A 17,069-nucleotide genomic window follows, 5' to 3' on the forward strand; every position below is an offset into this window, starting at 1 on the left:
AAATCTGTTTAAGAAAACTACTCTAATATAAGCTATAATTAAGCGTTGCTGCAAAAGTATCATGCTTGATTCCCAAGAGGAGACGATAAGACATGCCCCAAGCAGTCGGTGTAATTCAAACCCTAGGTTTTCCCCCCATTTTAGCGGCGGCTGATGCAATGGTCAAAGGAGGACGAGTTACTTTAGTCTATTTTGATTTAGCCGAAAGATCAGAATTTGTCGTGGCGATTCGTGGGCCGATTTCTGAGGTTAGACCTGCGGTAGAAGCGGGATTAAAAGCGGCCGAAAGTTGTCACGGAGGCAATGTCGTTAGTCATTATATTGTACCTAATCCGCCCGAAAATGTAGTGGCTGTTTTACCGATCGCCTATACAGCAAAAGTAGAACGGTTTCGCAGTTAGTCTATAGCGATTTGTATCAAATTAGACTATAGTTAATGACTGGGAATTCCCTATTGAAAAAATTCTATTGTTTATCCTGAAAAAGAAACTAGGAGTTTAAGAGTATGTCAGCCCAAGCCGTCGGTTCTATTGAAACAAAAGGCTTTCCAGGGATTTTAGCCGCAGCAGACGCAATGGTGAAAGCAGGACGGATTACCATTGTAGGTTATCTCAGAGCCGGTAGCGCACGCTTTACCCTCAATATTCGTGGCGATGTGCAAGAAGTTAAAACCGCAATGGCCGCAGGTATTGACGCAGTGAACAAAACCGAAGGTGCAACGGTAGAAACTTGGGTGATTATTCCTCGTCCTCATGAAAATGTTGTTGCTGTTTTGCCGATCGATTATAGTGATGATGTTGAACCCTTTAGACTCGCTGCTGAAGGTGCTTCTGTCCCCCCCAATGGTGGAAGACGTTAATCGTTTAATAATTAACCTAAAATTTTATATGCAATTTGTCGGGGCTTGGTTTTCAAGCCCTAATTTGTCTTTAGATATAAATTTTTCTTCTATCTAAAGATATTAATCGCCCAAATTGTAGCCGATAAATGAGTCTGGCTTTTTCTTAAACCGTTACATAATAAGGGCTAGAAGCTTTCTATAACTTAAGATACTAAAATTTTTTAATTATATTCAAACTTTTTTAATCTATCTAATGGCATTAGATAAAGAAAAAATCTGTATGTTAGGATGCAATTGTTAATTAAAGAGTGTTCGATCGTGCAGATTGTACGAAATGATGGACAACTTGCAACTGTGACCCAACGCATTTCCCGCATGGGTAGTCCAGATCAACTGGTCTTATCATTCGATGATGGAACCAGCTTAACTATAGCAGAAGACGTACTCATCCAGAATGAGGATGGCACTTATTTAATTCCTCTTGATCAAACAATGCTAACTGATATGGAGTTAGCTTCTTTGGACAATAATGAACAGATTGTTGTTCCAGTGATTAAAGAGGAGTTACAGGTTACAAAAGAGTCCGTCGAAAGATCGATGGTTCGTGTAACTACTAAGGTTGATTCTCATGAAGAGGTGATCGATGAACCGCTATTGTATGAATGGGTTTCAGTCGATCGGGTGCCAGTTAATCAATTAATTGAGAATATACCAGATGTCCGCGAAGAAAACGGAGTTATGGTTATTCCCATTATTGAAGAAGTCCTAGTGATTGAAAAAAAGATCTTGCTTAGAGAAGAAGTCCGTCTGACTAAGCACAAAGCAACTGTGAGAAAACCACAACGAGTTGTGCTACGTTCTCAGATGGTTGAAATCGAAAGATTTCCGACTGAAACGACGGATAATCCTAGCATTTAAACTAGCGATTTTTTCAGAACTTTAAGCCATCAAATTGGTTATAGTATACAACCTGCAAAAACGCGGGGAATATTTCCCTGACTAAAACAATCTTATTAAGGAGAAAATCTATGCAGACGATATTGGGTTTATTTGATAACCACGAATCAGTAAAAGCGGTTTATGATGATCTTTTACAAGAAGGACTTAACCCCAGAGATATCGAAGTTCTCAGAAGAAACAATACTGATGAACTGAATCATCTCAAAAGTAGTATGGATGATCCTGATGTGGATTTCTATCTTGAGAGTGTAAACCAAGGTGGAACATTAGTATCAGTTGATACCCCAGATGACAAAGCTCGTCGAGTGGCTGAAATTCTTACTCGTCATGGCATGATCGATGTAGATAGACACGCTCAAACTTTAAGATCGCAAGGTAGTAATGTTCAATTACGCAACTACAACGACAATGATCAAGTGCTACAAGTGGTTGAAGAATCTTTAGCAGTTGGTAAACGCGAAGTTGAACGGGGTCGCGTACGGGTCTACAATCGGATTACGGAGCGTGCAGTAGAAGAACAAATCGGCCTACGCGATGAGACAATTAATGTTGAAAGACGTACGGTTAATCGTCCGTTGTCGGGTGCTGAACTTGATGCTGCTTTCCAAGAGCGTTCTTTTGAAATGACCGAAGTAGACGAAGAAGCAGTTGTCGCTAAGACTGCACGTGTCGTCGAAGAAGTGGTTATTAGTAAAGAAGTTGCTAATAAAGTTGAGACGATCCGAGATACTGTCCGTCGCAGTGATGTACAGGTTGAAGAAGATTACCAGACTGCTCGTCAATACTCTGATTATGACACGGATTTTCGTTCCTATTACGATCGCGATTTAGCTAACACTGGAATGACCTACGAACAGTATAGCCCCGCTTTCCGTTATGGTCATCAACTAGCTGATCATTATCCTGGACGGAGTTGGACAGATATTGAATCCGATGCTCATCAAATGTGGGAAGATAGAAATCCTAACACCTGGGATAAATTCCGCGCTATTATTCGTCATTCTTTTGAAAGAGTAAATGCTAAATAAACTCTTGCCGTTTACTCTTATTATTGAATAATACTTGTTTGTATTTAAGAGGCCAATCGTCTGCATTGTGTCTCTTTTTTTTGGTTAGATTTTGGTTAGTATTCGATACGTTTTATTCTCGATTATAATCTAAATTCCTCATCCAATGAAAACCGAGAAAGTTGTTTTATCGTCATCAGGGATTGGCGGGTTAAAAAAAAGCAATATATCACAAATTTTTCTAAAGTTCTACTGGCAAACAAAAATACATAGACAATTTTTATTCATGGCGAAACAATTCTTTAGATTCATAACTTAAAGGTTCGACATGAATCACGACTCGTACAGGGCTATATCTTTCTTCTAGTCGTCTTTCTACATCTTCAGTAATTTGATGAGATCCTTTGACATCATCTGCATCGACAATTAAGTGCATCTCGATAAAAACTTGTCGCCCAACAATTCCCCGCGATGCAATATCATGACAGTTAACCACACCAGAAACCGACATAACAATCTGATGAATTTCTTCTGGTGGGATCGCAATTTCATCGACTAACCAAGGTATATTTTCTTTAAGCACTTTCCAACCGCTCAAAAACACCATAAAGGCGACAGGAAAAGATAATATTACATCTAATGATTGTAATTGAGGAATATGCCAAATTTGTCCGATCCAAATGCCAATTAATCCCGCTAAAACGGCGATCGTTACCCAGATATCACTCATGGTATGGTAAGCATCAGCAACTAAAATAGGGCTACCGATCCGTTTTCCGACTCGTCGTTCATAAAACGCAACAAAAATATTAACGCCCAACACGAGCAAAAGTATCCATAACTCAGTCCCCGCAATCTTAACAGTTTCTCCACCATGAATAATCCGATCTACGGCGCTGCTGATAATCTCAAAGCAAGCAACCCCCAAAAATGCGGCAATTCCTAACGCCCCTAAACCTTCATATTTCTGGTGTCCGTACGGATGTTCTCGATCTGGGTGAGGTGATGAAAAACGATTTGCCACTAAACCTAAGACGTTATTTGCGCTATCCGTAACGCTATGGAGTGCATCTGCTTGTAAACTCAAGGAACCGATTTTTAAGCCCACCCATCCTTTTAAACCCATGACAAAAAAGTTTAAAAAAAGAGTTATTAGCAAAACTTTCTGAACTTCAGAACGATTGTCGCGTATCACACTGTTTACCATAGAACTGGGTTCATATTTATTATATTAATTTGAAAAGAAAAATCACCTAAAACCTTATATGCTATTGACTTTAGCTATCTTTTATGTAACTAAAATGAGTAGTTTATTGAGATATTTTGTAACAAAGAATCCCTCTAAGCGTAATTGTTTGGTAAATTCATCTGTTGTAGAAAAAAAAAGTTTTTCATTAACTGACTAATTGGCTATGGCACAAATTACCCTCAATCTCATTCAAGGTTCTGTATCTTTTAGTTTTACTGTTGAAGCGGCACAAAACCTTAAACAAGAAATTAACCAATTGATGCTAAGTTTGAAAGCGATCGCTTCTAACGCATCTAGCGGAGGTAAACCTAAACCTCAAAAAATGATGGAATACCGCTATACAGGTGATGTTTTTCTCGAAGTTTTCTGCAATCCTAATATCTATCCGAGTCCTTTTGCTGCTAAAGTTTTATTAACGGTAAGAGACGATCGTATTCGTTTAACCACAGAAGCGGAACTGATGCGACTTACGGAAGATCTTGAGCAGTTTTTAAATCAGTTTGCCTAATTTTCTAATACTTTTGTTGCTTTCCTGGGGGAATAAAACGAATTTCAATTCGTCTTCTATCTTCGTTATTTTCTCGATCAAATGACGCGAGTTCCCCTGAAGGTAAATAAAGTTGTGCAGCAGAATAAGCCCTAAATTCTATGTTTTTTAATTCCTCTACTTTTTGTATTTCTTGAATAACGGCTAAGGCTCGCATTAATCCTAAATCTGCGTTAGAACCTGCTTTAAGTTGTGTAACCGATGCTTCTCGATTTGCGACTTTTTCTAACATTTTATCTAAATTCCCTACACTGCCAATTTCTTGACCATCCGTATGACCAATGACTTGTATAAATTCAATATCATGACTTTGGGTAATGCGTTGTATACTAGGTATAATATCTTGAAAAATATAGTTTTTTAAGTCTAAATTAAGTTCGGCACTTCCCGACTTAAATTTAAAATTTCCTGATTGCTCATCAATAATAATTGGTGCTGCCGCTTGTAATTTTCGGTTTAAATATTGAGCTTGCAATAATGCCATTAATAAAAACAAACTCAAAATCATAAACGCATTTGTCATTAAATCAGTAAATGCGGGAAAGACATTAAGATCTTCTGAGTCATTTCTAGAATATGTTCGTCTTTTCATTTTTTATAATCAAATAAATATTAGTTTTCTTAATCAATTATTCCCAGATCCTTTTTTAAGTGTTTTAATTTTTGTTCTATTGTCAAATCTGTATTTAATTGATTTTTTTGTAAATTATTATTCAAATTTTGCTTTTCATTTTGTAGAATTTTTTGCTCATTTAAACTTAATTGATCAATCGATTTTTGCAGAGAAGTAATTAAATTTTCTAAAGGTTTAATTCCCTGATTTAATTGCAATACAGATATTTCAAATAATCCTTCAATTCCTTCTAATTTTTGAGTTGCTTGTGTTAGCTGAGTAGCAAATTCACTTTCTTTAAAGGTTTGGGAAACTTTGACTAATTCGGTAGAACTTTCTTTAAGTTGACTAGAACAGGATTCTAATTGAGTATAAACCTTTTTGGCTATTTGATTTGATTCTAAATTTTCTCCAATTAGTTTTTCAACATTATCCTTGAGTAACATTATTAAATATGTCAGATTTTGGTGAGTATTGACTAATTCTGTTACCGTCTGTTCTAAATTTTCTGAAAACTTACTTTGTTCAATTTTTTGAGAAGCACCCTGAAAAACGATCGCACTTTGTCCAATAACTTGAGCATATTCTCGTACTTTTGGCAAGACTTCTGTTAAAGCAACAACTTCTTGATTAATTAAGCCAAGGGATTCACGAAAAACATTTGCACCATTTGATAAAGTGCCTGAAACTTCCATTAATCTATTACAAATCATGATCACTAATTGTTGTGCTTGAGCATTAGCATCTGTCATTTTTCGAGTTTCACGCCCAATCGTTGTTTCTAATACGTCTCCTACTTTTTGATGAAAACGTAATAAAAATTCATTCTGTTGCGCCACCATTTTATTTACTGCTTTATCTAAACGTGTACCATTTTCGTTTAAGTTATCTTGAAAAACATTATCTAAGTAATCAGCAAGAGAACTAATTAATAAATTTTTTGATAAATTAGTATTCCAACGAATATTAACTACAGTCAATATAGAACTACACAGTATACCAATTAAACTGGTAAAAAAAGCGATCCCCATTCCTTGTAAGGGTTGTTGGATTTGCTCAATAAGTTGATTAATATCACTAAATTGTGCTTGATTAATTGTTTGGCTCAAATCCTGTAAATTAATCGTAATCCCAATAAATGTACCTAATAACCCAAACGCTAATAATAAGTTAGGTAAAACACGACAAAAATAATCCCATTTCTCGCAATTTAACGAATTTCCAAAGAAATTAAATTTTTCTTGAATATAAGTTCCATCAATTAAAGCATCTGTATTCACTTGCTCTAGATTAAAACTTGCTTTTCTAAATCTTTCTTCTAAAATTGTAAGAATTGTTGGTTTTATTCCAGGCGAATCTCCTTTTAATAATCGTCTAACTTTATTTATAATATCTCTTTGGTGAGCATAGAGTTTATAACGCATGAAAATACAAAGTATTGTAGGAAGTAAGACACACAATACCGTCAATATTAATAAATATGGCGGAATAATTTTCAACCAATCAGACATAAATTAAACCTCTATAATTTTTATTTTATTGATCAAATATAAGCTTTTTAACAGCTTCAAATTGTTCTTGTGTTAAGAATCCTTGCTTAAAATCGTCAGTATACTTATCTAACAGTTTTAATTTTTCTAATTGTTCTAATGAGCTTTTCTGAGATACAGCAGTTGATTGAACATTATCTTCGATTTCTGGCTCTAAAACTTCTCCCGTTAAAATCGGTTGACTATTTGTCTGATTAGTCGATGGTGTTAACTGAGGTTCCATCACACCTAAAAAATTTCTCATTTCCAAGCAAAAAAGCTGAATAATGCCGTCTTTTGCTAATTCTTTATCTGTTGCCTTTTCGCCAATTACTTTACCCCGATCAAAATAATTAAAATGTTCTTTTGGTAAAGTATCTATGTGAGCAATAAATTTAACTATCTTTTCAGGAAAATAATAAGTGTACCATTGATTTGGTTGCGATTTCAATTGATATTTAAACTGCTCAAATTTTTCAATTAAAGCTTGAGCAATATCTTGACGTTTAGCTAATTGTTCGACGGCTTCGCGCCACACCGAACTTAAAAAAATTGCTTCTTCTGTGCGACGAAACTGATCATAATAAGTGAGTTCAAATTTATCAATTTGTGCATTATGTTTTAAAATATCTAGAGCGATACAGGGAAAGAAAGTATGTTCAATTTGATTAACATGATTTGCATCAGGAGGAATCATCTCAAAAAAGTCTATTGAATAATCATTATGTAAGAATGATTGTGCTAACTTCAGTTGTCTTTCGTATAGCTGTCGCATTTGTTCTAAACCACTGACAATTCTAAGCGGAAAAGCAGCATATTCATGTACAATAATGATTTCATCTTCGGCTTGCATTGGTTTTAAAACACTATCTGCAACACCGATTTCTTTTTTAAGAATTTCTTTAAATTGTCTAACTTCTGGTTCATCTTTATCTTTAAAACCAATGATTTTAAGGGTTTTTCCTGGATCATCAAAATAACGTGTTGCACTGACATTTATTGGTAAAAGCGGTTCTGATTCTAGTAAAATTTGTTCTAGACGTTTGGAGCGTTCCGAAATGGGATAATGTTCTAAAAAGCGTTTAATGGCTGATTGAACTTTACTCATTCCACGATTGCTAAATTGACGATCAACTGTATTATTAATTATTTGTTTAAGATGTGGTTCGTCAACTAAATTGGGTTTAAGCAGTTGAGTAAGTGTCTGATTATTTCCAAAGCGTTCAATAATTTTTAAACTAACAGAAACCAGTTGAGCATAAGGCTCATTTACTTCCACAAAATCATCATAACAACTATCGATATCTTCTTCTGGGAGAATTGCCTCGCCACTCATTTCGTCAAAGTTAACTTGTTTGAGATCAGATTCATTTTTTTGATAAAATACGTTTAAATCTTGAAAAAGATTATTAAGATTATTTGTTTGATTAATTAAAGACTGTATCTGTTGTTGCAGACTTATACAAATTTTTAGGGCTTCTTCAACTAAAGCAAAATCAAAGTTATGTTTAATGAGTTGATAAATTTGCTGTACTCCGTTTCTGGCTTCACTTTGAATTTGTCCAACTTTATTTTTACCAAAAAAGGGTAGGCTTTTTTGTTGCTGAAAGTCATCGATTAATTGTTTAGTATCTTGCCATTTTTTCTCTAAATCTTCTAAGCGATACATTTCTCTTAAATCTTGTTTTTGTTCTTCCAAACGTCTTTGAGAATCGTTTAATTCAGTAAAAAAGGCTTCTAACCACGCTCTTGTATTATTAACACAAAAGTCGGCATTTCCAGGATTGAGCAAACTTTCCCAATATTGCTCGATATCTCCTTTCAATTTATCGATTAAACTCACTCTCGATTTTTGTAAATACGTTAACCAAATTCCTCTAGTACTTTCGGTTTCTCCTGGTTGAACAGTGCGAAATTGTTCTCTTAATTTCCCTGGTAGTTGATTAATGATTCCTTCTATTTCATCTAGGTTTTTACTTTCTTCTAAACTTATATCAAGATTTACCTTCCAAGTTTTCAGTGTTTGTGCAAAATTTTTATTAGTGTCTTGTGTCAGTTCTTCTAGCTTTAAGAGAAAGTAATCTTTACTAGATTTGTCGGCACTCCAATTAATAAGAAAGCGTTTAAGTAATGTTTGCGCTTCAGGACTTTGACCTTTTCCATCTAACCAAAATTTAGTTAGGTTGAGTTCTAATCTATTTAACGCTACTTGAACGATAATATCACGAGTGAAATAAACAGAAGCTAACCCAAAAGTTAGATAGCGTTGTGTCATTTTAAAGGGATGTTCATCCGCACTCAACATCTGTAGTCTAAAATTGTCTCTCTGTTCTTTTAATGCTGATGCTAATTCTCCACAAAAGTCTAAGGTTATTTTATGAGCGATAACGTTAGTTAACTTATTTTTATCAATAATTTTATAATCTTTTGCTGTTTGATTAGAAACTAAATAAGTAAAATCAAAAGGGGGTCTAGATTCTTGAATTTCGATTAAATTTTGTAAATCGAAACAAGTATCGAAAGTTGTTTGAGGAGTTGAATAGTAATTTAGTTCTTTCAATGCTGCATAGACGTTTCCATTCATATTCGGTGTATCGCCGTATAGTTGTGGACTGACAACGAGATAACCAAAAAGCTGGGTTTCTTTTTCGCTATACATTCTTCTAATTGTGTAGGCAACATCTAAAAACATCCCGCTACCTGTTCCCCCACACAAAGAACCAACAACGAATATATTTAATCCCTGTTCGACATTAAACCCTTTTTTTAGTAATACTCCTTCATGTCCTCTGGTGCGATTTTCTGCACTTTCAATAGCTTTTTGAATTTTACGAAAATTATGGAAAAAGGTTAATCTTCCTACAGGTCTAATTCCATGCGCTCCGTCTTGTATTGCTTTTATATGCTCTACTAGCTGTGGTGGAAACCAACGAGCAATATGATGACATGGCCCTGGTCGATTATATTTATATTGATCTTTTAATTCTTGACGAAATGTATTAACATCAACTGGGGTCATTGTTGCTGCAATTCTCTCAGAATCTGTAAATACAATTTCTTCTCCTTGATATGTATTTCCTGTTCTTAGTCCTGTTGTTTGTAGTGCATCTTTATCGGTATCAATAGCCAAAAAACTAATCACAGGTAACTCATCCAAGCTACCATATTTATCAATAATGAGCCGTCGGATTCTCATTAATACATCTCTTCCTGTCCCACCTAAACCGATACAAATGGTTTTTTTAATAACACGGGATTGACGTTCTTTGGGTTTGCCTTGAAATTCCGTAACCATATTTAAACTCTCCTATAATTATTTAATTATATTAATTTCTGTTTCAAAATCTCTTGCTCTATTATCTGGGCAATTTAAGCGAATTCGATTTGTGATAATTTTTTCGGTTTTTTGAAGTTCTCTACCTTTATAAAATATGGGTTCTGCATTTTTTGCGGGTTCTAAATATAAGCTATTTCCTTTACGTTTTATATATCCTCTAATTTCATCACCGGGACTATAAATAGTATTTAAGCCTTCAAGTTCTCCTATTGTTATTTTTTGATTATTTTTTAAATATAAGGTTTTTAGTTCATCATCTTTCGGTGATTTAACTTTTATTGTCCATTTCTTTTGTAGTAAACGAAAATAATTTAGCCCAAAAAGACTTGCACCTGTAAACAGTATTAATCCTAAAACGGGTAGCCAAAGCTGATTAAAAAGATAAGATGGCACTAAACAAGTTTGTTTTCCTCCTGGTGTGGGGGTACAAAATTCTTGAATACTGGGAGGAAGATCGACTACTGTTAAATTATAGGTCTGATTATTTTGTGTGGGAATGGGTTGCGATCGCTCTTTACCTGGTAGTTTTTTAACCCAATCAATCCAGCATTGTCGTTCTTGACTTTCGGGCGTATTTGTGTCTCTAAAAGGACTATCGGCTGGCGTTTCTATCCAAACATTAGAAGGAATTCCAGCTTGAGTAAATAATGGTGCATCGGTTAGCCAAATAATCGATTGTTCTTGAATCGGTTGATTATTTTTTAGACGATTTTGATTAAGTTTTGCTAACTCTTGATAAATAAATAATTCGGCTTGTTGAATGTCTGTGTTTTGTAATCTTTCATCTGATTGAAATGGAATAATTTGTAAGATTCGCTCAGTGTCTTCTTTCTTGTTTTTATAAACAATTGATTTCTCGTTCGACAAAGGATTTTCTTGAGTATTTAAAGGATTAATACTAGAGGCAAAAGGAACAATATAAACGGAGTCGCCAGGTTGTAAACTTTTCTCAACAATTTGACGCAAACGAGTTCGCCCTTCATCATTTAACCCAACACTCTCGGTTAAATCAAGGGCTAAAACCACATCACGCCCGCCATTAAGACGCGCTACCCATTCTAAACCCGTTTTTTGCCATCCAGTCGGAAAAGTCCCCGGAATAACGGTCTGACAGTCTTTAGCCAAAGTAAGTTTTTTGTCTGATGGTTAGTCTTCTTACCAGTTTATATCCGATTTTAAGATTAAGCTAGAGTTTCTAAATCTGACGCAGTACTAATATATAAAATTTTGTATACTATGTATATTAGACAAAAACATTTTGCTTAATTTTATTTTTTATGACCACTCAAATCGAAGTATTTCAACCTCTCCGGGATCATACACAACTTCCTGATTCTGATGGTACTTTCGTGAAAAACTTTCAAGAACACCCGCAAAGCATTTTATTAACCGAATCAATTTGGCTAACTTTAGAGCAAATTCATCCAGACAAACAATTCTGTATCGGACAAGATAGCGGTATTTATTGGCGAATTACAGAACCCCTAGAAAAAGGTGCAGAAGCTCCCGACTGGTTTTATGTTCCTGATGTGCCACCGACTCTAAATGGAATCGCACGTCGTTCTTATGTCATGTGGCAAGAATTTGTCGCACCTTTAATAGTATTAGAATTTGTTTCAGGTACAGGATTTGAGGAACGAGATACAACACCTTATAAGGGTAAATTCTGGGTATACGAAAAAGCGATACGTGTTCCTTTTTATGGAATCTATGAAGTGCAAAAAGCATCCGTTGAGATGTATGTTTTAACAGAAGGACATTATCAACGAATGGAACCGAATCAACGTGGACATTATCCCATCCCACCACTAGGGGTAGAAATCGGAATTTGGCAAGGTGAATATAAAAATCAAGATCTTCCTTGGTTGCGTTGGTGGGATGAGCTTGGAAATTTATTACTAACTGGAGACGAACGAGCCGAACTTGAACATCAACGAGCCGAACTTGAACGCCAACGGGCCGATCGCCTAGCTGCTAAACTAAGAGAAATGGGGATTAATCCTGAAGATATCTAAAAAACTTTAATCGTCACCCCAATTTTCTTTACCAATTAAATCTCCAATAGAATCTCTAAGCAAATAATCACACTTTTCTAACTCACATTCTAAACCGACCCATTCACGCGCAGGTATATACTGACAAAGAATATAAATAGGCTGTTGACGACTAATTGCTCCTTTTTCAACTAAGTGACGCGCTTCCTCTTGAAGCAGATCGACAGAATAAAAAAGTTTTTGAGGTGAACCTAATGTGGGCAAAATCATAAATGATCAATCCGTATATTAAGGATTCTAATTTTTTATGGTAGTCGAGAATACACTAAAAAAATTTTTTTTTAACTGTATCGTTAATTACAATTTACTACTTATTTTGTCAAAACATTACAAAATCAAGTTTTTTCTTAACAATTACTTGAAAAATCATTTTTTATTGATTAGTTTTAAGCTGTAGCTACACCGTCAACACTCGCCTCAAAAAAAAATTGGCTACCCCCTTGATCTTGTCATCCGTAATCTTATATACTGTTTGATCGTGACCAAGTTGATTCTTAACATCTGGTAGAAATCAGGGCTAATAGCTCAAGTCGCCTTATGACCTAAAATGTTTTAGGTGAGATAAGCCGACCTCTGAGAGTATGGAGTTAAGATTACTCACTTGGTGACCATGATCCTTAAAATCATGGGCTGCTTTTAAGATACTGGGGACTCAATCCTTAAGTCTCGAAAGCGTTACGGCCAATATATATTGTAACCAGGTCAACAAAATAAACTTATATTTTAAATCCTGGAAGCCACCCGTTGTTATTACCTAATAAATTAAGAAGGTAAAACGCAAAGATTAGCACGCCTTCACAAGTGGGAATAGCTATTCTCACTCATTTAGTCGTGTTAGTTATTATTCATCATGTCGTCTAGTAAGTAAAAGGGAAAACCTGTGGCTGTCGGTATCCTTGGTACAAAACTGGGCATGACCCAAATCTTCGACACAGAAAGCGGTATAGCAATTCCGGTGACTGTTGTTCAAGCGGGGCCATGTATTATTACCCAGATAAAAACAAAAGAAACAGATGGATATAACTCCATCCAAGTTGGTTACAGAGAAACAAAAGAAAAAGCCCTCAATCAACCTCAACTTGGTCATCTAAAAAAAGCGGGTGTAGCACCTTTGCGTCACCTCAAAGAATATCGATTAGATGATCCTAACCAGTATCAACCTGGAGATGCTATTAAAGCAGACTTATTTAATGTGGGCGATTTTGTGGATGTAGCGGGTACAACCATCGGTCGAGGGTTTGCTGGCTATCAAAAGCGTCACAACTTCAAACGAGGGCAAATGACTCACGGTTCTAAAAGCCATCGTACCCCCGGTTCAACTGGAGCAGGAACAACCCCAGGACGTGTTTACCCTGGTAAACGCATGGCTGGACGGTATGGCGGAACTCAAGTAACCATCCGTAAACTAACCGTTGTCAAAGTTGACGCAGAACGGAACATCATCCTAATTAAAGGAGCCGTTCCTGGAAAACCTGGAACCCTATTGGATATCACTCCAGCTAAAAAAGTAGGGAAGTAGAACACTCATGACTGAATACACGATTTTCAACTGGCAAGGGGAAGAGGTAGGTAATACATCTTTCGACCTCCAAGTCGCAAAGCCAGAAAACGCGGCTCACATCGTACACCGAGCCATTGTCCGACATCTCGCTCAAGCCCGCCAAGGAACAGCATCAACTAAAACTCGTGCCGAAGTTCGAGGCGGTGGTCGCAAACCTTGGAGACAAAAAGGAACTGGACGGGCGCGTGCTGGTTCCAATCGTTCCCCCTTATGGCGAGGTGGTGGTGTAACCTTTGGTCCAAAACCCAGAGATTACAGCCAGAAAATGAACCGCAAAGAACGACGTTTAGCTTTAAGAACTGCTTTGGGCACTAGAAGCGAAAATTTTGTCATTGTGGAAGACTTTTTATTGCAAATCACTCAACCCAAAACTAAGGAACTCGCGTCCGCTCTAACCCGTTGGGGTGTCGAAGGAAAAGACAAAGTTTTGATCATCTTGCCGGAAATTCCGCAAAACGTCTATTTAAGTGCACGCAACATCTGCAATGTCAAGCTCATTCGGGCAGACAGCATTAATATTTATGACATAATGCAAGCCAGCAAAATTATCGCCACCTCCGACGCACTTAATACAATACAGGAGGTTTACGGTGGGTAGAAGTTTAGCCATCAAAACACAAGAAAGAGATTTAGCCGATTTAATTGTTCGGCCAATTGTGACCGAAAAAGCGACCACGTTGCTTGAACTGAATAAATACGTTTTTGACGTGGTCGTAACAGCAACCAAACTCGAAATCAAAGCAGCTATCGAGAGCCTATTTGATGTATCCGTTGCCAAAGTTAATACAATGCGTTTACCGCGCCAGAAAAAACGAGTTGGCAAATTTAACGGTTACAAAACCCAGTATAAACGGGCGATCGTAACCTTAAAAGAAGGTGACTCACTCAACGAAGTTCTCTTCCCAGAACTTTAAAAACAGAAAATAGCTTCCTATTCATCTAAAAACGCCATCAAATGAGTCATGGGTATTCGTACATATAGACCAATCACCCCCGGAACTCGCCAGGCCAGTGTCGCCGATTTTGCGGAGATCACAAAAGATAAGCCTGAAAAGTCACTCACCGGGCATAAACATAATCGTACTGGACGCAACAACCGAGGAATTGTCACCAGTCGTCATCGTGGGGGCGGACACAAACGCTTATATCGTGAAATCGATTTCCGACGTGATAAACGAGACATACCCGCAAAAGTAGCCGCCATTGAATACGATCCCAACCGCAACGCTAGAATAGCCCTACTTTTCTACCAAGATGGAGAAAAACGCTATATTCTCGCTCCAGCTAACATCAAAATTGGGACAACCGTCATCGCTGGTAATAACGACATTCCTTTTGAAATCGGTAACGCCATGCCTTTAGGAATGATTCCTCTGGGTACAGAAGTTCATAATGTTGAACTTGTTGCCGGCAAAGGTGGACAAATGGTGCGTGCTGCTGGTGCATCAGCCCAAGTCGTCGCCAAAGAAGGAAATTATGTTACCCTCAGACTTCCCTCAAAAGAAGTCAGAATGGTTCGTAAAGAATGTTATGCCACCCTTGGTAAAGTAGGTAACGTTGACGATCGTAACTTAACCCTTGGCAAAGCCGGCCGGACACGCCATCTCGGTAAAAGACCCCACGTCAGAGGAAGCGTCATGAACCCAGTCGATCACCCGCATGGTGGTGGTGAAGGACGTGCGCCAATCGGAAGATCAGGACCTCGTACACCTTGGGGTAAACCCGCACTCGGCATGAAGACCCGCAACAAGAAAAAGCGCAGTAGCTCTTTAATTGTGCGTCGTCGTACAAAGTAGAGACGCGACAGGTCACGTCTTTACAATTTATTATTTTCTCTTGACTTTTTGTGTAAACTATGGGTCGTTCTCTAAAAAAAGGGCCATTTGTTGCCCATCATCTCCTAGAAAAAATCGAGAAGCTAAACGCTAGAGGCGATAAACAGGTAATCAAAACCTGGTCTAGAGCATCGACGATTCTTCCCGATATGGTCGGTCATACGATCGCAGTTCATAACGGCAAACAGCACGTACCCGTCTATGTTTCCGAACAAATGGTCGGACACAAACTCGGTGAATTTGCTCCGACTCGAACCTTTAGAGGTCATGCCAAAAGCGATAAAAAAGCCGGACGTAAATAGTGAGTCGTGAATAGTAAAAGAATAAAACCCGATCACTGCTCACTAATAACTGATAACTGATAACTGGTAACTGAAACAATGGCAATAGATACCACCAATGAAGTAAAGGCGATCGCTCGTTATGTGCGGATGTCCCCTTACAAAGTGCGGCGAGTCTTGGATCAAATTCGCGGTCGTTCCTATCGGGAAGCCTTGATCGTCCTCCAATTCATGCCCTACCGCTCCTGTGACATCATCCTCAAAACGTTACGCTCTGCAGTCGCCAACGCCGAACACAACGCAGGACTTGATCCATCTACCCTAATTGTTAGTAAAGCCTTCGCTGATGGCGGACCAAGCCTAAAACGCTTCCGAGCCAGAGCGCAAGGACGAGCCTACCAAATTCGTAAGCCAACTTGTCATATTACCTTGGCTGTAGCTCCCGCATCCGAAGACTAAACCACACTTCTTTATTCACAAACTCTTATGGGACAAAAGATACATCCATTAGGACTGCGCCTCGGCATCATCAAAGACCACAAATCTTGTTGGTACGCCGATGCAAAACGCTATCCTGACTTACTCCAAGAAGACCACCAAATTAGGCAATATGTCGATAAAAATCTCAGTAATGCTGGAATTGCTGATATTCACATCGAACGCAAAGCCGATCAAATTGACCTCGCCATCCATACCGCAAGACCAGGAGTCGTCGTTGGACGCGGTGGTCAAGGCATTGAACAACTTAGAGTAGGTCTACAAGCGGCTTTAGGCGGAACTCGTCAAATTCGGATCAACGTCATCGAAGTTGCCCGCGTTGATGCAGATGCTAATCTGATCGCTGAATACATTGCCCAACAACTCGAAAAACGGGTATCTTTTCGTCGAGTCGTTCGCCAAGCCATCCAACGGGCGCAAAGAGCCGAAGTAAAAGGCATCAAGGTACAAATTAGTGGTCGTCTCAACGGGGCTGAAATTGCTCGAACTGAATGGGTACGCGAAGGAAGAGTCCCTCTACATACCTTGCGGGCTGATATTGATTATTCTTATCGAACCGCTAAAACCACCTACGGCATTTTAGGCGTAAAAGTCTGGATCTTTAAAGGCGAAATTATCCCCGGTCAAGAAGAAACCAACACCGCAGCACCTGTGGCAACCCCAAAACGTCAACGCCGTCGTCAACAATTTGAAGACCGTTCCAGTGAACAGTAGAGACGTGATATATCACGTCTGTACAAAAAGTAAATTTAACTGA

The 17,069-nt window shown here is 37.7% G+C and carries 19 protein-coding genes; 13 read left to right on the forward strand and 6 right to left on the reverse strand.

Features of this window, described 5'->3' with window-relative positions; all coding sequences use genetic code 11:
• The first annotated feature begins 92 nt into the window (after nt 1-92).
• From C7H19_RS00870 to C7H19_RS00885, 4 genes are all read left to right on the forward strand, one after another.
• Nucleotides 93-401, forward strand: coding sequence for a carbon dioxide-concentrating mechanism protein CcmK (locus tag C7H19_RS00870; protein ID WP_106454993.1), 309 nt, complete (start codon nt 93-95; stop codon nt 399-401).
• 104 nt (nt 402-505) lie between these two features.
• On the forward strand, nt 506-859 hold the full coding sequence (locus tag C7H19_RS00875) for a carbon dioxide-concentrating mechanism protein CcmK (RefSeq protein ID WP_106454994.1): 354 nt from the start codon (nt 506-508) through the stop codon (nt 857-859).
• Nucleotides 860-1,159: 300 nt separating this feature from the next.
• Complete coding sequence (locus tag C7H19_RS00880; RefSeq protein ID WP_181280495.1) at nt 1,160-1,759, forward strand: YsnF/AvaK domain-containing protein; 600 nt, start codon at nt 1,160-1,162, stop codon at nt 1,757-1,759.
• Between the two features lie 110 nt (nt 1,760-1,869).
• On the forward strand, nt 1,870-2,829 hold the full coding sequence (locus C7H19_RS00885) for a YsnF/AvaK domain-containing protein (RefSeq protein ID WP_106454996.1): 960 nt from the start codon (nt 1,870-1,872) through the stop codon (nt 2,827-2,829).
• Between the two features lie 259 nt (nt 2,830-3,088).
• Here the strand turns inward: C7H19_RS00885 and cdf31 are convergent, their stop codons facing one another.
• Complete coding sequence (gene cdf31, locus C7H19_RS00890; RefSeq protein WP_219907550.1) at nt 3,089-4,015, reverse strand: CDF family zinc efflux transporter Cdf31; 927 nt, start codon at nt 4,013-4,015, stop codon at nt 3,089-3,091.
• Between the two features lie 205 nt (nt 4,016-4,220).
• Between cdf31 and C7H19_RS00895 the strand changes: the two genes are divergently transcribed.
• On the forward strand, nt 4,221-4,565 hold the full coding sequence (locus C7H19_RS00895) for a hypothetical protein (RefSeq protein ID WP_106454997.1): 345 nt from the start codon (nt 4,221-4,223) through the stop codon (nt 4,563-4,565).
• A 4-nt stretch (nt 4,566-4,569) separates the two neighbouring features.
• On the opposite strand, the gene C7H19_RS00900 is transcribed toward C7H19_RS00895, so the two are convergent.
• The 4 genes from C7H19_RS00900 to C7H19_RS00915 are packed head-to-tail and all read right to left on the reverse strand — an operon-like array spanning nt 4,570 to nt 11,208.
• Nucleotides 4,570-5,196 (reverse strand): OmpA family protein, encoded by a 627-nt coding sequence (locus tag C7H19_RS00900; RefSeq protein ID WP_106454998.1) that lies wholly within the window; start codon nt 5,194-5,196, stop codon nt 4,570-4,572.
• 29 nt (nt 5,197-5,225) lie between these two features.
• Nucleotides 5,226-6,728, reverse strand: a complete 1,503-nt coding sequence (locus C7H19_RS00905) for a methyl-accepting chemotaxis protein (RefSeq protein ID WP_146136483.1) — start codon at nt 6,726-6,728, stop codon at nt 5,226-5,228.
• Between the two features lie 25 nt (nt 6,729-6,753).
• Complete coding sequence (locus tag C7H19_RS00910) at nt 6,754-10,041, reverse strand: tubulin-like doman-containing protein (protein WP_106455000.1); 3,288 nt, start codon at nt 10,039-10,041, stop codon at nt 6,754-6,756.
• Between the two features lie 18 nt (nt 10,042-10,059).
• Complete coding sequence (locus tag C7H19_RS00915) at nt 10,060-11,208, reverse strand: vWA domain-containing protein (protein ID WP_106455001.1); 1,149 nt, start codon at nt 11,206-11,208, stop codon at nt 10,060-10,062.
• A 152-nt stretch (nt 11,209-11,360) separates the two neighbouring features.
• Between C7H19_RS00915 and C7H19_RS00920 the strand changes: the two genes are divergently transcribed.
• Nucleotides 11,361-12,098 (forward strand): Uma2 family endonuclease, encoded by a 738-nt coding sequence (locus C7H19_RS00920; protein WP_106455002.1) that lies wholly within the window; start codon nt 11,361-11,363, stop codon nt 12,096-12,098.
• A 6-nt stretch (nt 12,099-12,104) separates the two neighbouring features.
• On the opposite strand, the gene C7H19_RS00925 is transcribed toward C7H19_RS00920, so the two are convergent.
• A complete protein-coding gene (locus C7H19_RS00925; protein WP_106455003.1) occupies nt 12,105-12,347 on the reverse strand; it encodes a DUF4327 family protein in 243 nt (80 codons plus the stop codon).
• Nucleotides 12,348-13,017: 670 nt separating this feature from the next.
• On the opposite strand from C7H19_RS00925, the gene rplC reads away from it, so the two are divergent.
• From rplC to rpsC, 7 genes are all read left to right on the forward strand, one after another.
• Nucleotides 13,018-13,656, forward strand: a complete 639-nt coding sequence (gene rplC / locus C7H19_RS00930) for a 50S ribosomal protein L3 (protein WP_106455004.1) — start codon at nt 13,018-13,020, stop codon at nt 13,654-13,656.
• Between the two features lie 7 nt (nt 13,657-13,663).
• Nucleotides 13,664-14,296 (forward strand): 50S ribosomal protein L4, encoded by a 633-nt coding sequence (rplD, locus tag C7H19_RS00935; RefSeq protein WP_106455005.1) that lies wholly within the window; start codon nt 13,664-13,666, stop codon nt 14,294-14,296.
• A 10-nt stretch (nt 14,297-14,306) separates the two neighbouring features.
• Nucleotides 14,307-14,612, forward strand: coding sequence for a 50S ribosomal protein L23 (locus tag C7H19_RS00940; protein ID WP_245927230.1), 306 nt, complete (start codon nt 14,307-14,309; stop codon nt 14,610-14,612).
• A gap of 48 nt (nt 14,613-14,660) precedes the next feature.
• Nucleotides 14,661-15,494, forward strand: a complete 834-nt coding sequence (gene rplB, locus C7H19_RS00945) for a 50S ribosomal protein L2 (RefSeq protein ID WP_106455007.1) — start codon at nt 14,661-14,663, stop codon at nt 15,492-15,494.
• Between the two features lie 59 nt (nt 15,495-15,553).
• Nucleotides 15,554-15,835, forward strand: coding sequence for a 30S ribosomal protein S19 (rpsS, locus tag C7H19_RS00950; protein ID WP_106455008.1), 282 nt, complete (start codon nt 15,554-15,556; stop codon nt 15,833-15,835).
• A 78-nt stretch (nt 15,836-15,913) separates the two neighbouring features.
• Nucleotides 15,914-16,273 (forward strand): 50S ribosomal protein L22, encoded by a 360-nt coding sequence (gene rplV, locus C7H19_RS00955; protein ID WP_106455009.1) that lies wholly within the window; start codon nt 15,914-15,916, stop codon nt 16,271-16,273.
• A 27-nt stretch (nt 16,274-16,300) separates the two neighbouring features.
• Nucleotides 16,301-17,026, forward strand: a complete 726-nt coding sequence (gene rpsC / locus C7H19_RS00960) for a 30S ribosomal protein S3 (RefSeq protein WP_106455010.1) — start codon at nt 16,301-16,303, stop codon at nt 17,024-17,026.
• Nucleotides 17,027-17,069 lie beyond the last annotated feature (43 nt).

Source organism: Aphanothece hegewaldii CCALA 016 (genome assembly GCF_003007785.1).
Taxonomy (GTDB): domain Bacteria; phylum Cyanobacteriota; class Cyanobacteriia; order Cyanobacteriales; family Microcystaceae; genus Chroococcus; species Chroococcus hegewaldii.